The 21,414-nt window shown below is 68.8% G+C and carries 19 protein-coding genes; 13 read left to right on the top strand and 6 right to left on the bottom strand.

The window, feature by feature from the left end:
• Positions 1-29 precede the first annotated feature (29 nt).
• The 9 genes from LDO27_RS06120 to LDO27_RS06080 all read left to right on the top strand — a co-directional run bounded on the left by LDO27_RS06120 (position 30) and on the right by LDO27_RS06080 (position 11,055).
• Positions 30-1,292, top strand: coding sequence for a 4-aminobutyrate--2-oxoglutarate transaminase (locus LDO27_RS06120; protein ID WP_222204614.1), 1,263 nt, complete (start codon positions 30-32; stop codon positions 1,290-1,292).
• Between the two features lie 27 nt (positions 1,293-1,319).
• Positions 1,320-2,777, top strand: a complete 1,458-nt coding sequence (gabD, locus tag LDO27_RS06115) for an NADP-dependent succinate-semialdehyde dehydrogenase (RefSeq protein WP_224040360.1) — start codon at positions 1,320-1,322, stop codon at positions 2,775-2,777.
• Between the two features lie 77 nt (positions 2,778-2,854).
• On the top strand, positions 2,855-3,196 hold the full coding sequence (locus LDO27_RS06110; RefSeq protein WP_224040358.1) for a cupin domain-containing protein: 342 nt from the start codon (positions 2,855-2,857) through the stop codon (positions 3,194-3,196).
• Positions 3,193-4,944 (top strand): thiamine pyrophosphate-binding protein, encoded by a 1,752-nt coding sequence (locus LDO27_RS06105; RefSeq protein ID WP_224040356.1) that lies wholly within the window; start codon positions 3,193-3,195, stop codon positions 4,942-4,944. The genes LDO27_RS06110 and LDO27_RS06105 overlap by 4 nt, the downstream gene beginning before the upstream one ends.
• Positions 4,945-4,986: 42 nt before the next feature.
• Positions 4,987-6,060, top strand: a complete 1,074-nt coding sequence (locus LDO27_RS06100; RefSeq protein WP_222204622.1) for a histone deacetylase family protein — start codon at positions 4,987-4,989, stop codon at positions 6,058-6,060.
• 22 nt (positions 6,061-6,082) lie between these two features.
• Positions 6,083-7,327 (top strand): Zn-dependent hydrolase, encoded by a 1,245-nt coding sequence (locus tag LDO27_RS06095; RefSeq protein WP_224040354.1) that lies wholly within the window; start codon positions 6,083-6,085, stop codon positions 7,325-7,327.
• A complete protein-coding gene (locus tag LDO27_RS06090; RefSeq protein ID WP_224040352.1) occupies positions 7,324-8,253 on the top strand; it encodes a DMT family transporter in 930 nt (309 codons plus the stop codon). Before LDO27_RS06095 ends, LDO27_RS06090 begins: the two co-directional genes overlap by 4 nt.
• Positions 8,250-9,764, top strand: a complete 1,515-nt coding sequence (locus tag LDO27_RS06085) for an aldehyde dehydrogenase (RefSeq protein WP_224040350.1) — start codon at positions 8,250-8,252, stop codon at positions 9,762-9,764. The genes LDO27_RS06090 and LDO27_RS06085 overlap by 4 nt, the downstream gene beginning before the upstream one ends.
• A 304-nt stretch (positions 9,765-10,068) precedes the next feature.
• Positions 10,069-11,055 carry a Bug family tripartite tricarboxylate transporter substrate binding protein gene (locus LDO27_RS06080; RefSeq protein ID WP_224040347.1) on the top strand — a complete coding sequence of 329 codons (987 nt, stop codon included), beginning with the start codon at positions 10,069-10,071 and terminating at the stop codon, positions 11,053-11,055.
• Positions 11,056-11,224: 169 nt separating this feature from the next.
• Here the strand turns inward: LDO27_RS06080 and LDO27_RS06075 are convergent, their stop codons facing one another.
• The gene (locus LDO27_RS06075; protein ID WP_222204636.1) at positions 11,225-12,163 is read right to left on the bottom strand and encodes a LysR family transcriptional regulator; all 939 of its coding nucleotides are present in this window, start codon (positions 12,161-12,163) and stop codon (positions 11,225-11,227) included.
• Between the two features lie 168 nt (positions 12,164-12,331).
• On the opposite strand from LDO27_RS06075, the gene LDO27_RS06070 reads away from it, so the two are divergent.
• Positions 12,332-13,489, top strand: a complete 1,158-nt coding sequence (locus tag LDO27_RS06070; RefSeq protein WP_222204638.1) for an acyl-CoA dehydrogenase family protein — start codon at positions 12,332-12,334, stop codon at positions 13,487-13,489.
• 123 nt (positions 13,490-13,612) lie between these two features.
• Here LDO27_RS06070 and LDO27_RS06065 read toward each other — a convergent pair whose 3' ends face one another.
• Complete coding sequence (locus tag LDO27_RS06065; protein ID WP_224040345.1) at positions 13,613-14,143, bottom strand: hypothetical protein; 531 nt, start codon at positions 14,141-14,143, stop codon at positions 13,613-13,615.
• Between the two features lie 402 nt (positions 14,144-14,545).
• Positions 14,546-14,920, bottom strand: coding sequence for a PHA-granule associated protein 4 (locus tag LDO27_RS06060; RefSeq protein WP_222204642.1), 375 nt, complete (start codon positions 14,918-14,920; stop codon positions 14,546-14,548).
• A gap of 169 nt (positions 14,921-15,089) precedes the next feature.
• Here LDO27_RS06060 and LDO27_RS06055 point away from each other — a divergent pair, with 169 nt between their 5' ends.
• The 3 genes from LDO27_RS06055 to LDO27_RS06045 all read left to right on the top strand — a co-directional run bounded on the left by LDO27_RS06055 (position 15,090) and on the right by LDO27_RS06045 (position 18,139).
• A complete protein-coding gene (locus LDO27_RS06055) occupies positions 15,090-16,547 on the top strand; it encodes a DNA-3-methyladenine glycosylase 2 family protein (protein WP_224040344.1) in 1,458 nt (485 codons plus the stop codon).
• Entirely contained in the window at positions 16,544-17,107 is a 564-nt protein-coding gene (locus LDO27_RS06050) for a methylated-DNA--[protein]-cysteine S-methyltransferase (protein ID WP_224040342.1), read from the top strand. Before LDO27_RS06055 ends, LDO27_RS06050 begins: the two co-directional genes overlap by 4 nt.
• 276 nt (positions 17,108-17,383) lie before the next feature.
• The gene (locus LDO27_RS06045) at positions 17,384-18,139 is read left to right on the top strand and encodes a flagellar brake protein (protein WP_224040340.1); all 756 of its coding nucleotides are present in this window, start codon (positions 17,384-17,386) and stop codon (positions 18,137-18,139) included.
• Between the two features lie 76 nt (positions 18,140-18,215).
• Here LDO27_RS06045 and LDO27_RS06040 read toward each other — a convergent pair whose 3' ends face one another.
• From LDO27_RS06040 to LDO27_RS06030, 3 genes are all read right to left on the bottom strand, one after another.
• Positions 18,216-18,446, bottom strand: coding sequence for an IclR family transcriptional regulator (locus LDO27_RS06040; RefSeq protein ID WP_222204651.1), 231 nt, complete (start codon positions 18,444-18,446; stop codon positions 18,216-18,218).
• 293 nt (positions 18,447-18,739) lie between these two features.
• Positions 18,740-19,588, bottom strand: a complete 849-nt coding sequence (locus LDO27_RS06035) for an IclR family transcriptional regulator domain-containing protein (RefSeq protein ID WP_224040338.1) — start codon at positions 19,586-19,588, stop codon at positions 18,740-18,742.
• 225 nt (positions 19,589-19,813) lie between these two features.
• Positions 19,814-21,184 carry a tetratricopeptide repeat protein gene (locus LDO27_RS06030; protein ID WP_224040336.1) on the bottom strand — a complete coding sequence of 457 codons (1,371 nt, stop codon included), beginning with the start codon at positions 21,182-21,184 and terminating at the stop codon, positions 19,814-19,816.
• Between the last annotated feature and the right edge of the window lie 230 nt (positions 21,185-21,414).

Genomic DNA, 21,414 nt, shown 5'->3' with positions numbered 1-21,414 from the left:
GCGCCCAACCAAGCCATATGGAGCAAACCATGAAGAACGCCGAACTGGTCCGCCGCAAGGATGCCGCCACGCCCCGTGGCGTGGGCGTGATGTGCAATTTCTACGCCGAGCGGGCCGAGAATTCGGAAATCTGGGACGTGGAGGGCCGCCGCTATATCGACTTCGCGGCCGGCATCGCGGTGCTCAACACGGGTCACCGCCATCCGCGTCTGGTGGCGGCGATGCAGCGGCAACTGGAGCGCTTTACCCATACGGCCTACCAGATCGTCCCCTATGCCAGCTATATCGAGCTGGCCGAGAAGATCAACCAGCGCGCGCCCGGCCAGTCGGCCAAGAAGACCGCGTTCTTCACCACCGGCGCAGAGGCGGTCGAGAACGCCATCAAGATCGCCCGCGCCGCCACCGGCCGGCCCGGCGTGATCGCCTTCTCGGGCGCCTTCCACGGCCGCACCATGATGGGCATGGCGCTGACCGGCAAGGTGGTGCCGTACAAGGTCGGCTTCGGTCCCTTCCCCGGGGAGGTCTATCACGCGCCGTATCCCGGCGAGCTGCATGGCATCTCGGTCGAGGACTCGCTCAAGGCGCTGCAACACCTGTTCAAGGCAGACGTCGACCCCAAGCGCGTGGCCGCCATCATCTTCGAGCCGGTGCAGGGCGAGGGCGGCTTCAATGTCGCGCCCGCCGCCTTCGTCAAGGCGCTGCGCGCCCTCTGCGACGAGCACGGCATCCTGCTGATCGCCGACGAGGTGCAGACCGGCTTCGGCCGCACCGGCAAGCTGTTCGCGATGGAGCACTACGGCGTGGCGCCCGACCTCACCACGATGGCCAAGAGCCTGGCCGGCGGCATGCCGCTGTCGGCGGTGTGCGGGCGCGCCGAGATCATGGACGCGCCGGCGCCCGGCGGGCTCGGTGGCACCTATGCCGGCAATCCGCTGGCGGTGGCTTCCGCGCTGGCGGTGCTGGACGTGCTGGAGGAAGAGAAACTGGTCGCGCGCGGCGCGGCGCTCGGGGAGCGGCTGATGGACCGTCTGCACGGCCTGCGTTCGCGCGTGCCGCAAATGGCGGAAGTGCGCGGCCTGGGCGCCATGGTCGCGGTGGAATTCCAGAAGGCCGACGGCAGCCCTGACCCGGAGTTCACCCGCGAGGTGCAGAACCGCGCGCTGGAGAAGGGACTGCTGCTGCTGTCCTGCGGCGTCTACGGCAACGTCATCCGCTTCCTGTTCCCGCTGACCATTCCCGACGCGGTGATGGACGAAGGGCTGGACATCCTCGAGGACGTGCTGGTCCGCTGATCCCCGCGACCTCAACCGGAGTACACGATGCAACTGAACGACACCGGCCTGCTGCGCGCGCAGGCGTTTATCGGCGGCGCCTGGGCCGACGCCGACAGCGGCGAGACCTTCCCCGTCACCGATCCCGCCAGCGGCGCGCCCATCGGCAATGTGCCGAAGATGGGCGCGGCGGAAACGCGCCGCGCCATCGAGGCCGCGCGTGCTGCGCAGACCGAGTGGCGCCGCCGTACCGCGCGCGAGCGCAGCGCCGTGCTGCGCAAATGGCACGAGCTGATGCTCGCGCACGCCGACGATCTCGCGCTGCTGATGACTACCGAGCAGGGCAAGCCGCTGGCCGAGGCCAAGGGCGAAGTCGTGTACGCGGCGTCCTTCCTCGAATGGTTCGCCGAAGAGGGCAAGCGCGTCTGCGGCGATGTGCTGGCCACGCCCGCGAACGACAAGCGGCTGGTGGTCGTCAAGGAGCCGGTGGGAGTCTGCGCCGCCATCACGCCGTGGAACTTCCCGCTGGCGATGATCACGCGCAAGGTGGGCCCGGCGCTGGCCGCTGGCTGCGCGATGGTGCTCAAGCCGGCGGAGGACACGCCGCTGTCGGCGCTGGCGCTGGCGGTGCTGGCCGAGCGCGCGGGCCTGCCCGCGGGCGTGCTCAGCGTGGTGACGGGCGACGCCAAGGCCATCGGCGGCGAGCTGACCGGCAATCCGGTGGTGCGCAAGCTGACGTTCACCGGATCCACCGAGGTCGGCCGCATCCTGATGCGCCAGTGCGCCGACACCATCAAGAAGCTGTCGCTGGAGCTCGGCGGCAACGCGCCGTTCATCGTGTTCGACGACGCCGATCTCGACGCGGCGGTGGAGGGCGCCATCGCCTCCAAGTACCGCAACGCGGGCCAGACGTGCGTCTGCGCCAACCGGCTCTACGTGCACGACAAGGTCTACGACGCGTTCGCGCAGAAGCTGGTCGCCGCGGTAGCGAAGCTGAGGGTGGGCAGCGGCGTGGAACCCGACGTGCTGCAGGGCCCGCTGATCAACGAGGATGCGGTGCGCAAGGTGGAACTGCATATCGACGACGCGCTGGGCAAGGGCGCCCGCGTGCTGGCCGGCGGCAAGCGCCACGCGCTGGGCGGCACCTTCTTCGAACCGACCGTGCTGGCCGACGTGACGCCGGCCATGCGCGTGGCGAAGGAGGAGACCTTCGGACCGCTGGCGCCGCTGTTCCGCTTCCATACCGACGAGGAGGTGGTCGGCATGGCCAACGACACCGAGTTCGGTCTGGCGTCGTACTTCTACAGCCGCGATATCGGCCGCATCTGGCGCGTCGCCGAGGCGCTGGAGTACGGCATGGTGGGCATCAATACCGGCCTGATCTCGAACGAGGTGGCGCCGTTCGGCGGCGTCAAGCAATCGGGACTGGGCCGCGAGGGCTCGAAGTACGGCATCGATGACTACCTCGAGATCAAGTACCTGTGCATGGGCGGCGTCGACCGCTGACCTCACGCCCGCCCCCGCGGGACGGGGGCGCGGCTTCACCTTCACCGGCTCAGCGCCGTCCATAGCGAGTGCCCAGCATGACCAGACCCCAGGCAGTGCCCACCGTGCAGGTCGACAACGACCGCGTGATCGTCACCGAATGGCGCTTCGCGCCCGGCGCCGAGACCGGCTTCCACCGCCATGGCTACGACTACGTGGTGGTGCCGATGACCACCGGCGCGCTGCTGCTGCAGACCGCGGACGGCGAGGTCACCAGCCAGCTGGTCGCCGGCCGCGCCTATTCCCGGCCGGCCGGCGTGGAGCACAACGTCATCAACGCGCACGAGGGCGAATGCGTCTTCGTCGAAATCGAGATCAAGACAGCGGGCGCCGCCGGGCAGGCGTCATGCGGCAAGGCGCACGGAGGAAACAGGCAATGACAGAAGCAGCATCGAGCACCGTGGGGCGGGGCCCGGAGACGGCCGAGCGCAACGGCGGGCAGATCCTCGTACAACAATTGCGCATCCACGGCGTCAAGCGTGTGTTTCTCGTGCCTGGCGAAAGCTACCTGCCGTGCATCGACGCGCTGTACGACCATCAGGACGCGATCCAGCCGGTGGTGTGCCGGCAGGAAAGCGGCGCGGGTTATATGGCCGAGGCCTACGGCAAGCTGACCGGCGAGCCGGGCATCTGCTTCGTGACGCGCGGCCCGGGCGCCACCAATGCCAGCATCGCCGTGCATACCGCCTACCAGGACTCCACGCCGATGATCCTGTTCGTCGGCCAGGTGGGCAACGATTTCTACGAGCGCGAGGCCTTCCAGGAAATCGACTACCGCCGCATGTTCGGTCAGATGGCGAAGTGGGTGGCGCAGATCGACCGCACCGACCGCATCCCCGAGTTCATCGCGCGCGCGTTTGCCGTGGCGACCAGCGGGCGGCCGGGTCCGGTGGTGCTGGCGCTGCCCGAGGACACCCTGTGGGGCAAGGCCGCGGTGGCCGACCTGCCGCGCTACCAACGCTCGCATTCGGCGCCCACGCCGCAGGCGATGAGCGCGCTGTCCACGCTGCTGGCAGACGCCAGGCGGCCCTTTCTGCTCGTCGGCGGCTCCGGCTGGACGCCGCAGGCCATGCGCCAGATCGAGGGCTTCGCCGAGCGCTTTGCGCTGCCCGTGGGCGTGGCCTGGCGCCGCCTGGAGTGCTTCGACAACCATCATCCCCATTTCGCCGGCCATGTGGGCTGGGGCATGACCGAGGCGCTGCGCGGGCGCATCCGCGACGCCGATCTGCTGATCGCGGTGGGCACCCGCATGGGGGAGGCCACCACCGAAGGCTATACGCTGGTCGAAAGCCCGCTGCCGCGCCAGCGGCTGGTACATGTCTATCCGGATGCCAACGAGCTGGGGCGCGTGTTCCAGGCCGCGCTGCCGGTGGCGGCGGACGTGGTGTCGTTCGCGCAGGCGGTCGATGGGCTGCGGCCGGCGGGCGAGCCCGTGTGGTCGGCGCAGACCCGCGCCGCGCGTGACGACTATCTTTCGCGCCAGGAGCCCGCCCCCGCGCCGGGCCCGCTGAACCTGAACGCGGCCGCCTGCCATGTGCGCGACCATGTGCCCGAGGATGCCTGCATCACCGTCGGCGCCGGCAACTACGCGCTGTTTCCGCATGCCTACTACCGCTTCAAGGGTATCGGCACGAGCCTCGCCCCCACGGTGGGCTCGATGGGCTACGGCCTGCCGGCCGCGATCTCCGCCAAGCTCGAACACCCGGAGCGCACCGTGGTCTGCTATGCCGGCGACGGCTGCTTCCAGATGAATCTGCAGGAACTGGGCGTGGCGATGCAGTACCGGCTCGGGATCGTCGTGCTGGTGTTCAACAACGGCATGTGGGGCACCATCCGCGCCCACCAGGAGCGCGAATTTCCCGGGCGCACCATCGCTCTGGGCTTCGACAACCCCGATTTCAGCGAGCTGGTGCGGGCCTACCGCGGCCATGGCGAAGTGGTCGCGAGCGATGCCGAGTTCGGCCCGGCCTTCGCGCGGGCGCTGGCGTTCGCCAGCACGCAGCGGCTGCCGGCGCTGATCGAGCTTCGCTACGACCCTGACGGCATCGCGCCCGGCATGACGCTGACGCAGATCCGCGAGGCCGCGCTGGCGCGCCAATCCCAATCCCAATCCCAGGCGGCGCCCTGACCGACCGCGCCCCTCACGCCCCACCCCCTACGCCCTTACGATATGCGTGCCTTCTTCTCGGATGACCAGTTGCTCCACCAGCCGCGCCAGTTCATGCGCGCGGGCCGGCTGTGCGAGCCCACCGACGTGCCCGCACGCGCCGCCGCGCTGCAGGCCGCGCTCGCCGCGCGCGGCATCGATCTTGCCGCCGCGCCCGACTATGGCCGCGCGCCGCTGGAGGCCGTGCACAGCCCGGCCTATCTCGACTTTCTCGCGCGTGCCTACGACAAGTGGCAGGCGCTGGCGCGGCCCGGATTCGAGCCGGGCATCGAGGTGCTGCCCAACCTATCGCCGTACCACAACGGCAAGGTTGACCAGACCCGCCGCCCCGACTGCCCCACCGACTCGGTGATCGCGCAGGCCGGCTACTACCTGGGCGACCTGAGCTGCCCGCTCGGCCCGCACAGCTGGCAATCGATCCTGCGTTCGGCGCACAGCGCGGTGGCGGCCGCCGACCATGTCTGCGGGCAGCAGCAGGGCATCGGCATGGCCTATGCGCTGTGCCGCCCGTCCGGCCATCACGCCCACAGCGACCGCGCCGCCGGCTTCTGCTACGTCAACAACGCCGCCATCGCCGCGCAGGCTCTGCTCAAGCGCTTCGAGAAGGTGGCGGTGCTGGACGTGGACGCCCATCACGGCGACGGCACACAGCAGATCTTTTACCAGCGCTCGGACGTGATGACGATCTCGCTGCATGCCGATCCCGCCGCGTACTACCCCTTCTATACCGGCTATGCCAACGAGCGCGGCTACGGCGCGGGCTATGGCTACAACCTGAACTTCCCGCTGCCGCACGGCACCGGCGACACCGGCTTTCTCGCGGCGCTGGACAGCGCGCTCAACGCGCTGCGCGACTACCGCCCGCAGGCGCTGGTGCTGTCGCTGGGCTTCGACACCTACGAGCACGATCCCATCAGCGTACTGGCCGTGGGCATGGACGGCTATCGCGGCATCGGCGAGCGTATCCATGCGCTGGGCGTGCCAACCGTGGTGGTGCAGGAGGGCGGCTACGAGGTCGACGCCATCGGTGCGGCGCTCGATGCCTTCCTGTCCGGCTTCGCGCCCGCGATGGCGTAGCGAACGTTTCGAGGAGATCGACATGACGACATTGAAGATCGACGGCCAGCGGTTGTGGCAATCCCTGATGGACCTGGCGCGCATCGGCGCGACGCCCAAGGGGGGCAATGCGCGCCTGGCGCTGACCGCGCTGGACGGCCAGGGGCGCGATCTGGTCACCGGCTGGATGCGCGAGGCGGGTCTGACGGTGACCGTGGACCGCGTCGGCAACATCTTCGGCCGCCGCGCGGGGCGCAACGACGCGCTGCCGCCGGTAATGACTGGCAGCCATATCGACACGCAGCCCACGGGCGGCAAGTTCGATGGCTGCTACGGCGTGCTGGCGGGGCTGGAAGTGATACGCACGCTGAACGACCACGGCGTGCGCACCGAGGCGCCGCTGGAGGTGGCGATCTGGACCAACGAGGAAGGCACGCGCTTCGTGCCGGTGATGATGGGCTCCGGCGTGTTCGCCGGCATCTTTCCCTTGCAGACCGCGCTGGACGCCACCGACCGCGACGGCAAGCGCGTGGCCGACGAATTGCAGGCGATCGGCTATGCCGGGGCGGCGGAAGTGGGTGGCCGCCAGGTCGGCGCCTATTTCGAGGCGCATATCGAGCAAGGGCCAATTCTCGAAGGGGCCGACAACGTGATCGGCGTGGTGACCGGCTCGCTGGGCCTGCGCTGGTACGACGTGACCGTGACCGGCATGGAGGCGCATGCCGGGCCCACGCCGATGCCGCTGCGCCGCGACGCGCTGTATGGCGCCACTTTCCTGATGCAGGAGGTCGTGCGCATCGCCAACGACTTCGCGCCCCACGGCCGCGGCACGGTCGGCGTGATCAACGCCCATCCCGCCTCGCGCAACGTGATTCCCGGCGCGGTGACCTTCACCGTCGACCTGCGCCATGAGGACGCTGGGCGCCTGGCCGAGATGGACGCGCGCTTTCGCGCCGCGTGCGCGGCGCTGGCGAACGGCACCACCACCGGCACGCCGCTGGAAGTGGACGTGCGCGACGTGCAGTATTTCCCGCCCACGCCGTTCGCGCCCGAACTGATCGGCCATGTGCGCAGCGAGGCCGCGGCCCGCGGCTACAGCCATCAGGACATCGTGACCGGCGCGGGCCACGACGCGGTCTATATGGCCAGCGTCGCGCCCACGGCGATGATCTTCGTGCCGTGCAAGGACGGCATCAGCCACAACGAGATCGAAGACGCCAGGCCGGAGCATCTGGAGGCCGGGGCCAACGTGCTGCTCGGCGCCATGGTGGCGCGGGCGGGCACGTGAGCGCCGCCGCGGGCCGCGACGGCGGCGAGGGCTGGTGGCGCGGCGGCGCGCTCTTCCTCTGCGCGGTGATGCTGTTTGCGACCGTGGACGCCACCGCCAAGCATCTGGTCGGCCGCTATCCCGCGCCCTTTCTCAACGTCGTACGCTACGCGGCCACGATGGCCGTGGCCCTGGCGATGCTCGCCGGCTCGGGGCGGCTGCGCTTCTGGCGCACGCCGCACCGCGGCCTGCTCACGCTGCGCGGACTGATGCTGGCCGTCATGGGCACCTGCTTCATGACCGCGCTGCTGTGGATGCCGCTGGCCGAGGCCACGGCGATCTACTTCATGGCGCCGCTGGTGGTGGTCGCGCTGTCGCCCTGGCTGCTGGCCGAGCGCGTCGGCGCGCGCCAGTGGCTCGCGGTGGCCACCGGCTTCGCCGGCATGCTGCTGATCGTGCGCCCGGGCGGGCAGCTGTCGTGGCTCGGCACGGCGCTGATGGTGGCCGCCATGCTGGGCTATGCGCTGCTGCAGCTGCTGACGCGGCGCATGGCGGGCAAGGTCGATGCGCAGGTGCAGTACGGCTTCGCGGCCGTGATCTGCATGATCGCCACCGCGCTGCCCGCGCCGTTCTTCCTCCCCGCGGTGTGGCCCGGTCTCGTCGACTGGATGGCGATCCTGGCGATGGGCTTCATGAGCGCGCTGGCCCAGGTGCTCTTGATCCTGGCGTTGCAACGTGCGCCGGCCTCCACGCTGGCGCCGCTGAACTATTTCCATCTGCTGCTGGCGCTGGTCTACAGCGCATGGTGGTTCGGCCGCTGGCCGGATGGACCGGCGCTGGCCGGCATCGCGCTGATCGTCGCCGCCGGGCTGTCGCTGACCCTGCCGGCGCGCGGACTGCGCCTCGCACGCGCCCCTTCCTCCCTTGATTCGAGGCAATCCCCATGAGCGAACTTCACGATCTGTCCTACTGGCGCGAGCGCGCCCAGGCGCTGGCCGGCGGCAGCGGCGGCCTGCGCAGCCAGGCCTATATCGACGGCGCATGGTGCGATGCCGCCGACGGCGCCACCTTCGACAGCATCTACCCGGCGACTGGCGCGCTGCTGGCCCGGGTCGCCGCGTGCGGCCAGGCCGATGTGGACCGCGCCGTCGCGGCGGCGCGCAGGGCGTTCGAGCAGGGCGTCTGGGCCGCGATGCCGCGGCGCGAGCGCAAGGCCGTGCTGCTGCGGCTGGCGGCCCTGATCGAGACGCATCGCGAGGAACTGGCGCTGCTGGAAACGCTGGACATGGGCAAGCCCATCGCCGATACGCTGCTGTACGACATTCCGGAATGTGCCCGCACCTATGCGTGGTACGCGGAGGCGATCGACAAGATCTACGACGAGATCGCGCCCACCGATGCCAACGTGCTGGCCACCATTACGCGCGAGCCGCTGGGCGTGGTGGCGGCCGTGGTGCCGTGGAATTATCCGCTCCTGATGGCCAGCTGGAAGGTGGCGCCCGCGCTGGCCGCCGGCAACAGCGTGGTGCTCAAGCCGGCCGAGCAATCGCCGCTGACCGCGCTGCGCCTGGCCGAGCTGGCCGCGCAGGCTGGCATTCCAGCAGGCGTGCTGAACGTGGTGCCGGGCCTGGGCGCACAGGCCGGACAGGCGCTGGGTCTGCATCCCGACGTGGACTGCATCGCCTTCACCGGATCGACGGCCACCGGCAAGCGCTTCATGGAGTATGCGGGCCAGTCGAACCTGAAGCGGGTATGGCTCGAATGCGGCGGCAAGTCGCCGCATATCGTGTTCGACGACTGTCCAGACCTGGACCGCGCGGCGCAGGCGGCGGCCATCGGCATCTTCAACAACCAGGGCGAGATCTGCATCGCGGGCTCGCGGCTGTACGTGCAGCGCGGGATTTACGACGCATTCATGGAAAAGCTCGAGGCGTGCGCCGCGCGCATGCAGCCGGGCGATCCGCTGGACCCCGCGTCCGCGATGGGCGCCATCGTCGATGCGCGCCAGCTCGACCGGGTGATGTCCTATGTCGCGGCCGGCCAGCGCGAGGGCGCGCGCCTGCGCATGGGCGGCGCCCGCGTGCGCGACGACAGCGGCGGCTACTTCGTGCAGCCCACGATTTTCGAATGCCCGGCGCAGACGCTGTCCATCGTCCGCGAGGAGATCTTCGGCCCCGTGCTTGCGGTGACCGTGTTCGATACCGAAGAGCAAGCGCTGCGCATGGCCAACGATTCTCCGTACGGGCTGGGTTCCGGCCTGTGGACATCGAACCTCGCGCGCGCGCATCGCGTCTCGAGGCAGCTGCGCGCCGGGCTGGTCTGGGTCAACTGCTACATGGATGGCGATATCACCGTGCCCTTCGGCGGCGTGAAGCAGTCGGGCTCCGGTCGCGACAAGTCGCTGCATGCGCTGGACAAGTACACCGATCTGAAGACCACCTGGATCAGTCTGGCGTAGACATCCGATCGCGGCGCGGCGCCCCCAAGCGGTGCGCCATGCCGCGTCCGCGAGCGCGATGCGGACACGATGGTGCGCACGGCGTGCGCGGTGTGGGCCGGCCTCGAGCCATCGAGTCCGGCGGGAGACGTACGCCCGTTTTAAGCCGTTTTCTGCGGGATTTCGCGCGCTCCGGGGCGCGATTCGCATGGCACGGCTGTTGCGATGCATGGCCCCGTGCGCATGGCGGCGACCGTTCGCTGCCATGCTCTTTCGTCCGGCCCCCGGGCAGGACGCATTTCCTTCGCTCAACAGAGGTATGTCGATGCCAGTCCGTTTCCGCCTTCTCCGAGCCTGTCTCGCCGTCGCCGCGCTTGCCGGCCTCACCGCATCGTTGCCCGGTCATGCCGATTCCGCGTGGCCACGGCAGCCGGTGAAGATCGTCGTGCCGTTCAATCCGGGCGCCGCCACCGACCTGATCACGCGCCAGCTCGGGCAGGCGCTGGCCAAGGAGTATGGCCAGAGCTTCGTGATCGAGAACAAACCGGGCGCCGCCGCCATGATCGGCAGCGAGGCCGCGGCGCGTGCGCCGGGCGACGGCTATACGCTGCTGATGTCGGGGCCGGCGTCTATGGTCACCAACCGCTTCCTGTACAAGAAACTGAGCTACGACCCGGATGCGTTCGAGAAGGTCGCGGTAGTGGCCTTCACGCCGAATATCCTGCTGTCCCATCCGTCGCTGCCGTTCAAGACGCTGCCGGAGATGGTGGCCTACGCCAAGGCCAATCCCGGCAAGCTCACCTATGCCTCGTTCGGCGCGGGCACGACCTCGCACATGGCGGGAGAGATGCTCAAGGCCATGGCCGGCATCGACATCGTGCACGTGCCGTACAAGGGCGCCGGCGAAGCGATTCCGGCGCTGCTCTCGGGCCAGGTGTCGATGTACTTCGACACCATCATGACCGGGCTGCCGTACGTCAAGGCAGGCAAGCTGCGCGCGCTGGGCGTCTCCAACGCGAAACGCTCGGCGATGGCGCCGGACGTGCCCACCATCGCGGAGCAGGGCTATCCCGGCTACGACATCGCGCCGTGGTATGGCATCGTCGCGCCCAAGGGCACGCCGGCCGACGTGGTGGCCAAACTCAATGCGTCGATCAACAGGCAGCTGGCCGATCCGGCGTTCCGCGACAAGCTCGCCGCCACCGGCGCGGAACCGCGCGGCGGCAGCGTGGCGGACTTCCGGGCGATGGTCGACGCGGAGATCCCGCGCACGGAGCAGCTGGTGAAGCAGTCGGGGTTGACGATGCAGTGATGCGCGGATTGGCGGCGGGGCTCGTGGATGCGGTCACCCTCACCCCCGCCCCTCGCCCCTCTCCCGCGTGCGGGAGAGGGAAGAACACCGAAACGCGATCCGAAGCCAGCAGGTTTGCTCCCCTCTCCCGCCAGCGGGAGAGGGGCCGGGGGTGAGGGTGACCGCCCGCTCAATGCGACGGTTCGGTCCTCACCCCCAGCCGCGGCCAAGCCGCCTGCAATTCCCCCTTCAAAAACGTCAGCAGACACCGCGTCGCCATCGTCTGGTATCGGTTCGGCATGGTCAGCATATAAAGCCGGCTGCCGAACAGGCTGATGCGGTAATCCGGCAGCACGGACACCAGCGTCCCGGCCTCGATCTCCGCGCCCACCGCGTACAGCGGAAACAGGCCGAGCCCCACGTCCCCGATCACGGCCTCCTTCAGAAAGGCGAAGTTCTCCGAGCTCAGCGTGGGTTCGAGCAGCACATGGTCGCGCGGCGCATGCGGCGAAGGATCGCGCGTGCCGAATACCTTGAGCTTCTGCCCGATGGGCGAGGCGCAGACGATGCCGTGCCGCTTCAGATCGACCAGTTCGCGCGGCGGCTCGTGCGTCGCCAGGTAGCCGGGCGACCCGCACACCAGCCAGTCCACCTCGCCGATCTCGGTGGCCACCACAGAGTCTGGCGGCGTGGAGATGATGCGCAGCGCCACTTCGACGTCCTCGGAGACCAGATTGTGGATGCGGTTGTCGAACACCACGTCGAGCGTGATGTCCGGATACCGGTGCTTGAACTGCACCAGCAGCGGAGACAGCAGCGAATGGCCCAGGCCGGTCGGCACCGACAGCCGCACGTGGCCCTGCAGCGTCTTGCCCATGCTGCTGATCAGCGCATTGGCGGCCGCCACCTCGCCGAGGATGTTGCGTCCGTGCTCGTAGAGCCCCGCGCCCACCGGCGTGGGTTCCACATGCCGTGTGGTCCGGCGCAGCAGTTGCACGCCTAGTTCCTCCTCCAGCGCCTTGAGCCGGTAGCTGACATTGGCGCGGGTCATCTTCAGCTTGCGGGCGGCGGCCGACAGATTGCCGGCGTCGACGATATCGACGAACAGGCGCAGGGCGTTCAGGTCCATGGGAGGTGGGGGGAAAGGGCGACGCAGCCGGCGATGGGGCGCCACCATTGATTGTCAAAAAAGACTATCCATTCTGTCCAAGCTGGCGTGGATTGTCAAAATCGCCCGGCGGCGTACCATGACGACCATCGCACGATGCCGTGCCCACGGACACCCACGGAGACCGCCATGACCCTCGACGCCGAATCCTTCTCGCTGCTGCGCGCCTCGGTGCAGCGCTTTATCGACGAGCGCCTCAAACCCGCCGAAGACATCCTCGAGGAAACCGACGACGTGCCGGCGGACATCGTCTCCGACATGAAGGAGATGGGCCTGTTCGGCATCTCCATCCCGGAAAACTACGGCGGCATCGGCCTGTCGATGGCGCAGGAATGCGATGTGGTCTATGACCTCGGCCATACCGCGCTGGCGTTCCGCTCCGTCTTCGGCACCAACGTCGGCATCGGCTCGCAGGGCATCCTGATGGACGGCACCGAGGAGCAGAAGCAGGCGTATCTGCCGAAGATCGCCAGCGGCGAACTGATCATCTCGTTTGCGCTGACCGAGCCCAATGCCGGCTCCGACGCCGCCTCGCTGCAGACCAAGGCCGAGCTGGACGGCGACCACTATGTGATCAACGGCACCAAGCGCTTCATCACCAACGCCCCGCGCGCCGGCGCCTTCACGCTGATGGCGCGCACCGGCGGCCCGGGCGCATCCGGCATTTCGTCCTTCATCGTGCCGGCCGACACGCCGGGGATCTCGCTGGGCAAGCCGGACAAGAAGATGGGCCAGCGCGGCACCAAGACGTGCGATGTGGTGCTGGAGAACGTGCGCGTGCCGGCGGCCAATATCATCGGCGGCGTGCCGGGCGTGGGCTTCAAGACGGCGATGAAGGTGCTCGATCGTGGCCGCCTGCACCTGTCGGCGCTGGCCTGCGGCATGGCCGAGCGCCTGCTCGACGATGCCGTGGCGTACGCGAAGGAGCGCCGCCAGTTCGGCCATCCGATCGGTGACTTCCAGCTGATCCAGGGCATGCTGGCCGACAGCCGCGCCGAACTGTACGCCGGCCTGTCGATGGTGCGCGATTGCGCCCAGCGCTACGACGCCAAGACGCCGGGCAAGAGCGATCCCGAGGTCAGCATGCTGGCCTCGTGCACGAAGATGTTCTGTACGGAAATGGTGGGCCGCGTGGCGGACCGCGCGGTGCAGATCCACGGCGGCGCCGGCTATATTGCGGAATACAAGGCCGAACGCTTCTATCGCGACGTGCGTCTGCTGCGCCTGTATGAAGGCACGACGCAGATCCAGCAGATGATCATTGCGAAGCAATTGCTGCGCGATTGATTGTTGGGCGCCGGCGGGCGGTCTCCTCACGCCCGGGGCGAACCGACCGTGTTCTCCCTCTCCCGCCCGCGGGAGAGGGTCGGGATGAGGGTGGCGGCCCGCCAGCCTGCCAACGCCCGCCTGCTAACCCTCCTCCCCATCTGCCGCCGCGGCACCATCCTCGCTCGGCTGCCGCCGCTTCGCATACGCATCCAGCTGGCGCTGCATCCGGCTCAGATACGTGATCATGGTGGCCCGCTCCTCGCGGCTCAGCGCGGAGACCCACACCGACTGCAGCGCCTTGATGGACTGGCCCACGCGCTGCATGCGCTGGCTGGCCGCCTGCGCAATGACCGGCACCGGCCGGATGCGTTCGTCGGCATCCTCGCGCACCAGCCATCCTTCCTCTTCCAGCCTTTCGATCATCGCCTCGAACTCGGCCGCGTTGAGCCAGGGATCGGGCTCGCGCGGCGCGGCGCGCGGGGTCTGCCGCGATTCGTCGTTGCTGGCCGGTCCCAGCCGGTCGCCGCTGGCGAGATAACCGAGCAGGCGCCACTCCTTCAGCGATACCCCGGATTGGGAGAGAGTGCGGTCCAACGTCGTTTCCCAGACCGCGAGCGTCTCGTTCAGGCACCGCACCAGCGGCTCCCTGGCTTCGTACAGATCAGCTGACATCGTGTTTCGGGTCTCCTGACCGTTTCTGCTTTTTCTTGTCGGCCTTGCGTCTTCTTGTTGCCCCGGTGAGCGGCCATGCGGCCCGGTGCTCGCCCGCTGTGTGTTCGTGTCGTTTTGCGCAGGCTGTCCGGATGCGGGGGCCGTATCGGCGCAGGGGCGCAATACGGGAGGCGGCGCGGGACGGCGCGTGCGGAACAGCGGGTAGTGCGGGGTGAGGTCGCGGAATGCGACACGGGCTGCAATGGAAGAGCCCATGCTGAACCGCGGAAAAACGTCTTTCTTTCGGAAATACGCTGAAAGTGTCAGCCGGAAGTCAGTGGCCGGAAGACCGTCCCCGGACGCGGCATTGGGCGTGTCGCGTCGAACGGCGAACCCGCGATGGGACCACGAGGCCCATGCGGATTATTGCGGCCAGGTGCCGTCGATCTGTCGCAGCAGGTGTCCCGCCAGGATGTAGTCGCCCAGACGGCTGGCCTTGGCTTCCAGTTCCTGCAATTCGTGATCGGGCAGGGCGCCCAGATCGAACTGGCAATACAGGTTGCGCTGCCGGAACGTGGTCTTGGGTTTGGCGAGCCCGTCGATCAGGGCTTCGCGCGAGCGAACCGCGATACTTTCCTGACCGCGGTATTGCACCTTGATGCCGCGCTTCTCGCCGAGGCGGCCAAGTTCGACGGCGTCCTGCCATCCAGTCTCATAGTCCAGCTCAAGGGCCAGCACATCCTTCGACGCAAGGAGCCTGAGCGCCTCGGTCTTGCTGCCAGCTCGCACGATTGCCATCCATACCTCTTTGTGACAAAACACTGTACGAATATACAGTTAGAAACCCAGCCCCGGCAAGCATTAATGGCGGTGCCAAGGGGAGGGCGGCCAGGACAGCGCGGAGCGGGCGCCGCTCGCGTGTCCGATTCCAGCTAGTCTTGAGTCTCCGTCAAGGTACGATGGACGCATGAACCTCGACCCCGACACATGTTACAAGGCAGTCGTCTCGCACGATCGCCGGTTCGACGGACGCTTCTTCGTGGGTGTGTCCTCGACCGGCATCTATTGTCGGCCAGTTTGCACCGTGCGCACGCCCAAGCCGGAAAATTGCACGTTTTTTGGCACCGCGGCCGCCGCGGAGAAACACGGTTACCGGCCCTGCCTGCGCTGCCGCCCCGAACTGGCCCCCGGGCAGGGTGCCGCCGAACTGTCCGGCAGGCTCGCGCAGGCGGCGGCCATGCTGATCGACGAGGGTTTCATGGCCGAGGCGGGCGTCGCGGCGCTGGCCGCGCGAATCGGCGTGACGGAGCGCCATCTGCGCCGGCTGTTCCTCGCCCAGTTCGGCGTAACTGTACTGGAATATGCCCAGACCCAACGGCTGCTGCTGGCAAAACGGCTGCTGACGGATACGGCGCTGCCGGTGACCGAGGTGGCGCTGGCCTCCGGCTTCGGCAGCGTGCGACGTTTCAATGACGTGCTGAAGTCGCGCTACGGTCTGGCGCCCACGGCGATGCGCAAGCGCGCGGACGGCGGGCTGCCGGCCGACGAGCTGGTGTTCGAGCTCGGCTACCGCCCGCCCTTCGCCTGGCAGGCGTGGCTCGACTTTCTCGCCGCGCGTGCGGTGCAGGGCGTCGAACACGTCGCCGATGGCCACTATGCCCGCACGCTGGCTCTGGAAAGCGGCGGCCGCCGCCATGCCGGCTGGGTCCGGATCGCCGATGTGCCCCAGCGCCATGTGCTGCGCGTCACGCTGTCCGGCTCGCTGGCACATGCGATTCCGCAGGCGCTGGGCAGGGTGCGCCGGCTGTGCGACCTGGGCTGCCGGCCCGATATCGTCGACCGCCACCTGGGTGCCCTGGCCGATGCCACGCCCGGCATGCGGCTGCCCGGGGCGGTCGACGGCTTCGAGATCGCGGTGCGCGCCGTGGTGGGCCAGGTGATCTCGGTCCGGCAGGCCCGGGCGATTCTCGCCGAACTGGCGCGGTGCCACGGCGCGCCGCTGCCCACGCCGGCGGGTTCGCTGCTGCGGTGCTTTCCCACGGCGGGCAGCCTCGCGTCGCTGGCCGGCGGTCAGTGGGCCGCCGCCGGCGTATCGGCGCCCAAGGGGCGGGCCATCGCCGCCATCGCCCGCGAGGTCGAGGCGGGGCGTCTGCCACTGGATCCCAGCGCGCCGCCGGAGGAGACCGTGGCGCGGCTGCGCGCGATCGAAGGCGTGGGCGACTGGACCGCCCAGTACATCGCGATGCGCGCGCTGGGCTGGCCCGACGCCTTTCCTACCACCGACTATGCGCTGCGCAAGACGCTGGGCATCCACACCATCGGCGCGATGAAGCAGCACGCGGCGCGCTGGGCGCCGTGGCGCGCCTACGCCGCCATGCACGTGTGGCAGCGCTACCAGGACATTCAGACAGGAGAGCCGACATGAATAGCTATCGCATCGTTGCCAGCCCGCTTGGCGAGGTATTGCTGCGGGCAAGGCAGGAGCGGCTGACCGGCGTGTTTTTCACCGGCCAGAAATACTATCCGCCCGACGTGGTCCAGCCCGATGCGCACGCGCCTGGCAACCGGGCATTGCTTGACCGCGCCGCGGACGAACTGACCGAATACTTCGCCGGCGTGCGGCAGCGGTTCTCCGTACCGATGCATCCGTCCGGCACCGCCTTCCAGCAGGCGGTATGGCAGGCGCTGGCTGGCATTCCGTTCGGTGCGACGGTCTCGTACCGCGCCCTCGCCGCGGAGCTGGGCCTGCCCCCCACGCACGCGCGCGCCGTCGGCGGCGCGGTGGGGCGCAACCCCTTGTCCGTGATGGTGCCTTGTCACCGGGTAGTCGGCGCCGCCGGCGACCTGACCGGCTATGCCGGGGGCACGGATCGCAAGCGCGCGCTGCTGCGGCTCGAGGGCGTCGCCACGGCGCCGGAGCTGCCGCTGCTGCGCCGGCACACCGGTGCCGATGGCGCACCGGCCATGGCGATATTGCGGCCCTGACAGCCGCCCGCGCGGTGATGCCGCGCGCCGCGGGCCGCCGCGGCATGGCAACCCCCCGCAAGTCTGGCTAAAGTTTCACCGCACGACGCCGTTTCTGCCATAGAGTCTGCGCTTCGTGCGACGATGCGCGATTCCCCGGGGCGGCCCCTTGCGCCGTCCCGGGCGGCGCGCTTACCATGCGGCGCTGCTTGCCGGTGGTCGCACTGGCCCGCCGATCCCACCCCGTTGCCGCGTATTCGCGATCTGCCGGCAACCTTTCAGGCATTGCGTGATTTCATGAGTCTCACACCGTCCACCGATTCGTCCCCGGCCGAGAGCGCGGCGTCCTCGTCAGACGACGACCGCTACCGGCTGACCCACAGCTCGCAGATCGGCACGGTGCTGCGGGACCTGTCGTGGCAGAAGTGCATCATCAACGTGCGGGCCGCGCGCGGCGTGGAAACGGTTACCACGGTGCTGAAGGTCGATCCAGCCAGCCGCTCGTTCATCTTCGACTGGTGCCGCACCGATAGCGAGTCGGAGGCCGTGCAGGGCTCGTCCGAGAACGCCTTCTCCGCCTCGCTGCGCGGCGTGCCCGTCAACTTCGTGGTCGGCAATCCCACGCCGGTCCAGTACGAAGGCGGCCCGGCGTTCAGCGCGCCATTCCCCGACAAGGTCTACCACTTCCAGCGCCGCCGCCATTTCCGCGCGCGCACGCTGGTCACGCGCGGCTACAGCTGCGAGGTGCGCCTCGATGGGGGCAAGTCGGTGCAGCTCGATATCTCGGACCTGTCGTTGTCCGGCGCCGGCCTGCGCAGCAAGACCGTCAGCGACGAGGTACTGCCGTTGGGCACGAAGATGGCCCGCGCCAAGCTCGATTTCCGCGAGCTGGGCAAGCTCGAGTTGGATCTGGTGGTGGTAGGGCACTGGCTGGTGGGACGCGACGAAAGCGCGATCCACCATTTCGGCTGCTCGTTCGCCAATGTGGACGGACGGGTCGAGAACACGCTGCAACGCCTGGTGTTCGCACTGGAACTGGCCCACCGCGGCTGAAGAGAGACGGTCCGCTGCGTGCGGACCCGACCAGCGATGCGACGAAGCGCCCCTGAGCGGGCGCTGGCTTGCGGTCTTACTGGGGCTTGGTCTGCGCGACCATCGTGAGCGCCATGGCGACGTCGGTCGAGAAGCGGCCATTCGACGGCATGCCGGCGTCTTCCAGGATCGTCCAGAGGTTTTCGGAGCCGGCAGCGATACGCTGTCGCAACTCCGCCAGATAGGCCTGCTCCGCCGGCATCAACGGCCGTTCCCCGGTACGCAGGTCTGCGACGATAGCGCCAAGCGAGATGTCGTCGAAAGTCATATCGATGTTGCGTGGAAGTCATTAACTCGGCGCAATCTGTCGATTTTCGCCAATGATCGTGGATTCTATCCAAACTCCACGCGTTCCGATTGACAAAGCATCGAGGGTTTCTTCGGCCAATTCCCGCGCCGACCCCCCGTCTGTGGCGGCTAAAGCGCGCCTGTTCGCCGAAGAAGCGCCCGGAGTGCGGGACGCGGCGCGGGGGAAACGCCCCGTATGACGCCCGCGACGCCACCGTGCCAATATCGCCAACCGTGTCGTAAGGATGCGACAAGCGCCTCCGGCGCAATCTGTCACGTTGCGATCATTTGCCCGATATCGGCCGCCGCATCCCGCATGGCCGGCAGCAGGCGCAGCACCATCTCCTGCTCGCTCGCATCGGCGGACCGCACGCTCACGCTGATGCCGGCCACCACCTGGCCTTCGAGCGAGCGCACCGGCACGGCGATCGCCCGCAGGCCCGGCTCCAGTTCCTCGTCGACCAGCACATAGTCCAGCTCGCGCGCGCTGGCGAAGGCGAGCTCCAGTTGGGCCCGCGAAATCTTGGTCTGCGTCGTGCGCGGCCGCAGTTCGGCCCGCGCGAAGAACTGCTCCAGCGCGGCGGGCGGCAGATGCGCGAGCAGCAGGCGCCCGCTGGAGGTGCAGTACGCCGGCAGGCGGCTGCCCATGCCGAGCGCGTGGGTGAGTACCCGCTGCACTTCCGAGCGCACCAGGTACAGGATGTCGGTGTCGTCGAGGATGGCCAGCGCGCAGGTGGCGTCGATGGTCGCGCTGAGCGCGTCGAGCACCGGTTGCGCCAGCGAGACCAGCGAGGTCGACGAGAAGTAGGCATGGCCCAGGTGCAGCACGCGCGGGCGCAGCGCGAACTGGCCGCCCTCCTGGCTGACGTAGCCCAGCTGCTCCAGCGTGTAGAGACACCGCCTGACCGAGGCGCGGGACAGGCGCGTGCGCTGGGCGACCTGCGAGATCGTCAGCGGGCGCTTGCGCTCGGAAAATGCCTCGAGCACCGTCAGGCCGCGCGCGAGGGAGAGCATGAAGTTGGGATCGCCGGAAAAGCCGTCGAGTTGATCGAGCTTGGGGTTGGCCGTGCGCAAGGTATCGACGCGGGCCAGCGCCGCGCCGAGGGGGAGAGAGGCGGCCATGGACGGGACGTTGCCGGGTGGGCGATTGTTCGATAATCGCGCATCTTAAACCGCAACGCGTCGTACGGACAAATGGCCCGCGGCCCCGGCCAGGGGCGAGGGACGGTGGGCCGGCGGATCGCATGCCGCCGGCCCCGTCCTCTTGTTGCCCTCCTCCTGCTGTGCGTTTCCCGGCGGCCTGCCGTGACTGGCCGGCGTACGCCCGCCGCCGCCCGCCGCCGCGGGTTATGCCGCCTTTGCCTGGGGCATCTCGCTGGCGTCCGCCGCCTCCCGATACAGCGCCGAGGCGCGCTGGGCGAGCTTGCTCAGGCTCGGATTCATCGGCCGCAGCTCCATGCGCTCGGCGGCCAGGGCGCAGGCGAGGTTGGCGCGGCCGCCACGCAGCGCCGCCTCGATCAGCGTCAGGTTGATGAGGTCGCGCTGCGCGTGGCTGCCTCCGAAACGGTGCGCGATCACGCGGATCTGCATCAGCAGTTCCACCGCATGATCGTAGTCGCACGCCTCGAAGGCGATCAGCGCCTCGGCCAGCGGCAGCCCCACCTCGCGCGTCATCATGGCGTTGGTGCCATGGCCCGCCGCCGCGCGGCGCATGCTCGCCATCAGAGCCTGGAAGGCGTCGGCGCGGTCGTCGCCCAGGTAGGCCATGGCCGCATGCGCGTCGTTGAATGCCGACAGCCCCTCCGCGCCACGCGCCTGCCAGGCGTCGGCCACCTCGTGCCAGCGGTTGCCCACGTCGACGCCGCGCAGATGCAGGCGCCACAGCATGGCCGAGGCGTCGATCAGATCCAGCGCGACCGACGAGCGGCTGTCGCGGATGCGCTTGTCATACAGCGCCAGCACGCAGTCGGTCTGCCCCAGTTCCAGATAGAACAGCGCCAGGTGCCACCAGTTGTGCACGGCCATCATGTTGTCCTGCGACCAGTCGGCCTCGCGCGCGCTGAGCCATTCGATGCCGGCTTCCTGGCGGCCTTGCATCTCCATCACGTGCGCCACGGCATGGATGGCCCACGGATCGCGATGGTTCAGCTCCAGCGCGAAGCGGCCGCGCTCCTCGGCCTGGCCGTACAGGTGCGTTTCCTCCAGGCCGAAGGCATGCATGCCGAGCACGTAGCCGAAGCCGGGTACGCCCGCGTTCCAGTGCGGCAGCACCTGAGCGATGCGATCGCGCAGCATGGTCGATTGGCCCAGCAGGAAATCGCCGATATGCGCGATCTGCAGCGCCAGGCTGTCGCGTGGGTAGTCGATCACGATGTCGCCGTACAGGCGCACCGAACGGGAGAAGTCGCCATCGAGCCAGGCGCGCGCCGCGGCGATATGGCGGCGCTCGCGCTCGTTGGCCAGGCTGTGCAGTGCCTCGCCGGCCTCGACGCTTTGCCGCAGGAACGGCAGCACCGCGCCGTCGCCGGCGGTGATCATCAGTCCCGCGCGCAGCGCGTGACCCATGACGAAGTCCGGGTCTTCCGCGATGGCGTGGTCGACCAGGGTCAGCGGGTCCCCGTAATAACCGTGAAGCAGTTCCAGTGCGGCCTCGAAACGTTCCAGCGAGCTGGCGTTCCGGGAAGAGACGGAAAGATGCCGCAAATCAGTGTGTACCATGACGCAATCCTTGCTGGTTCGACAGAGTTTCAGTGGGCCAGACCTGCGCCATCGGGGGCGCCGCCGGGAGCGGAGACGCATGCGATGGCCGATGCCCAAACACCGAAGTCGTCGCTGGAACGCCGTGGCACCGGGGAGGTGCGGGGGTGCTTGCCAAGCAAGAGGAGCGGGACCCGGTATCAGGCAGGGTAGGCGCGGGCCGTGAGCGTGCCGTAGGCGCCAGCGTCAAA

It is taken from the genome of Cupriavidus respiraculi (assembly GCF_914271545.1).
GTDB lineage: Bacteria > Pseudomonadota > Gammaproteobacteria > Burkholderiales > Burkholderiaceae > Cupriavidus > Cupriavidus respiraculi.
Note: the sequence above shows the minus strand (reverse complement) of the source record. Positions and strands in the feature narration are given on the sequence as shown.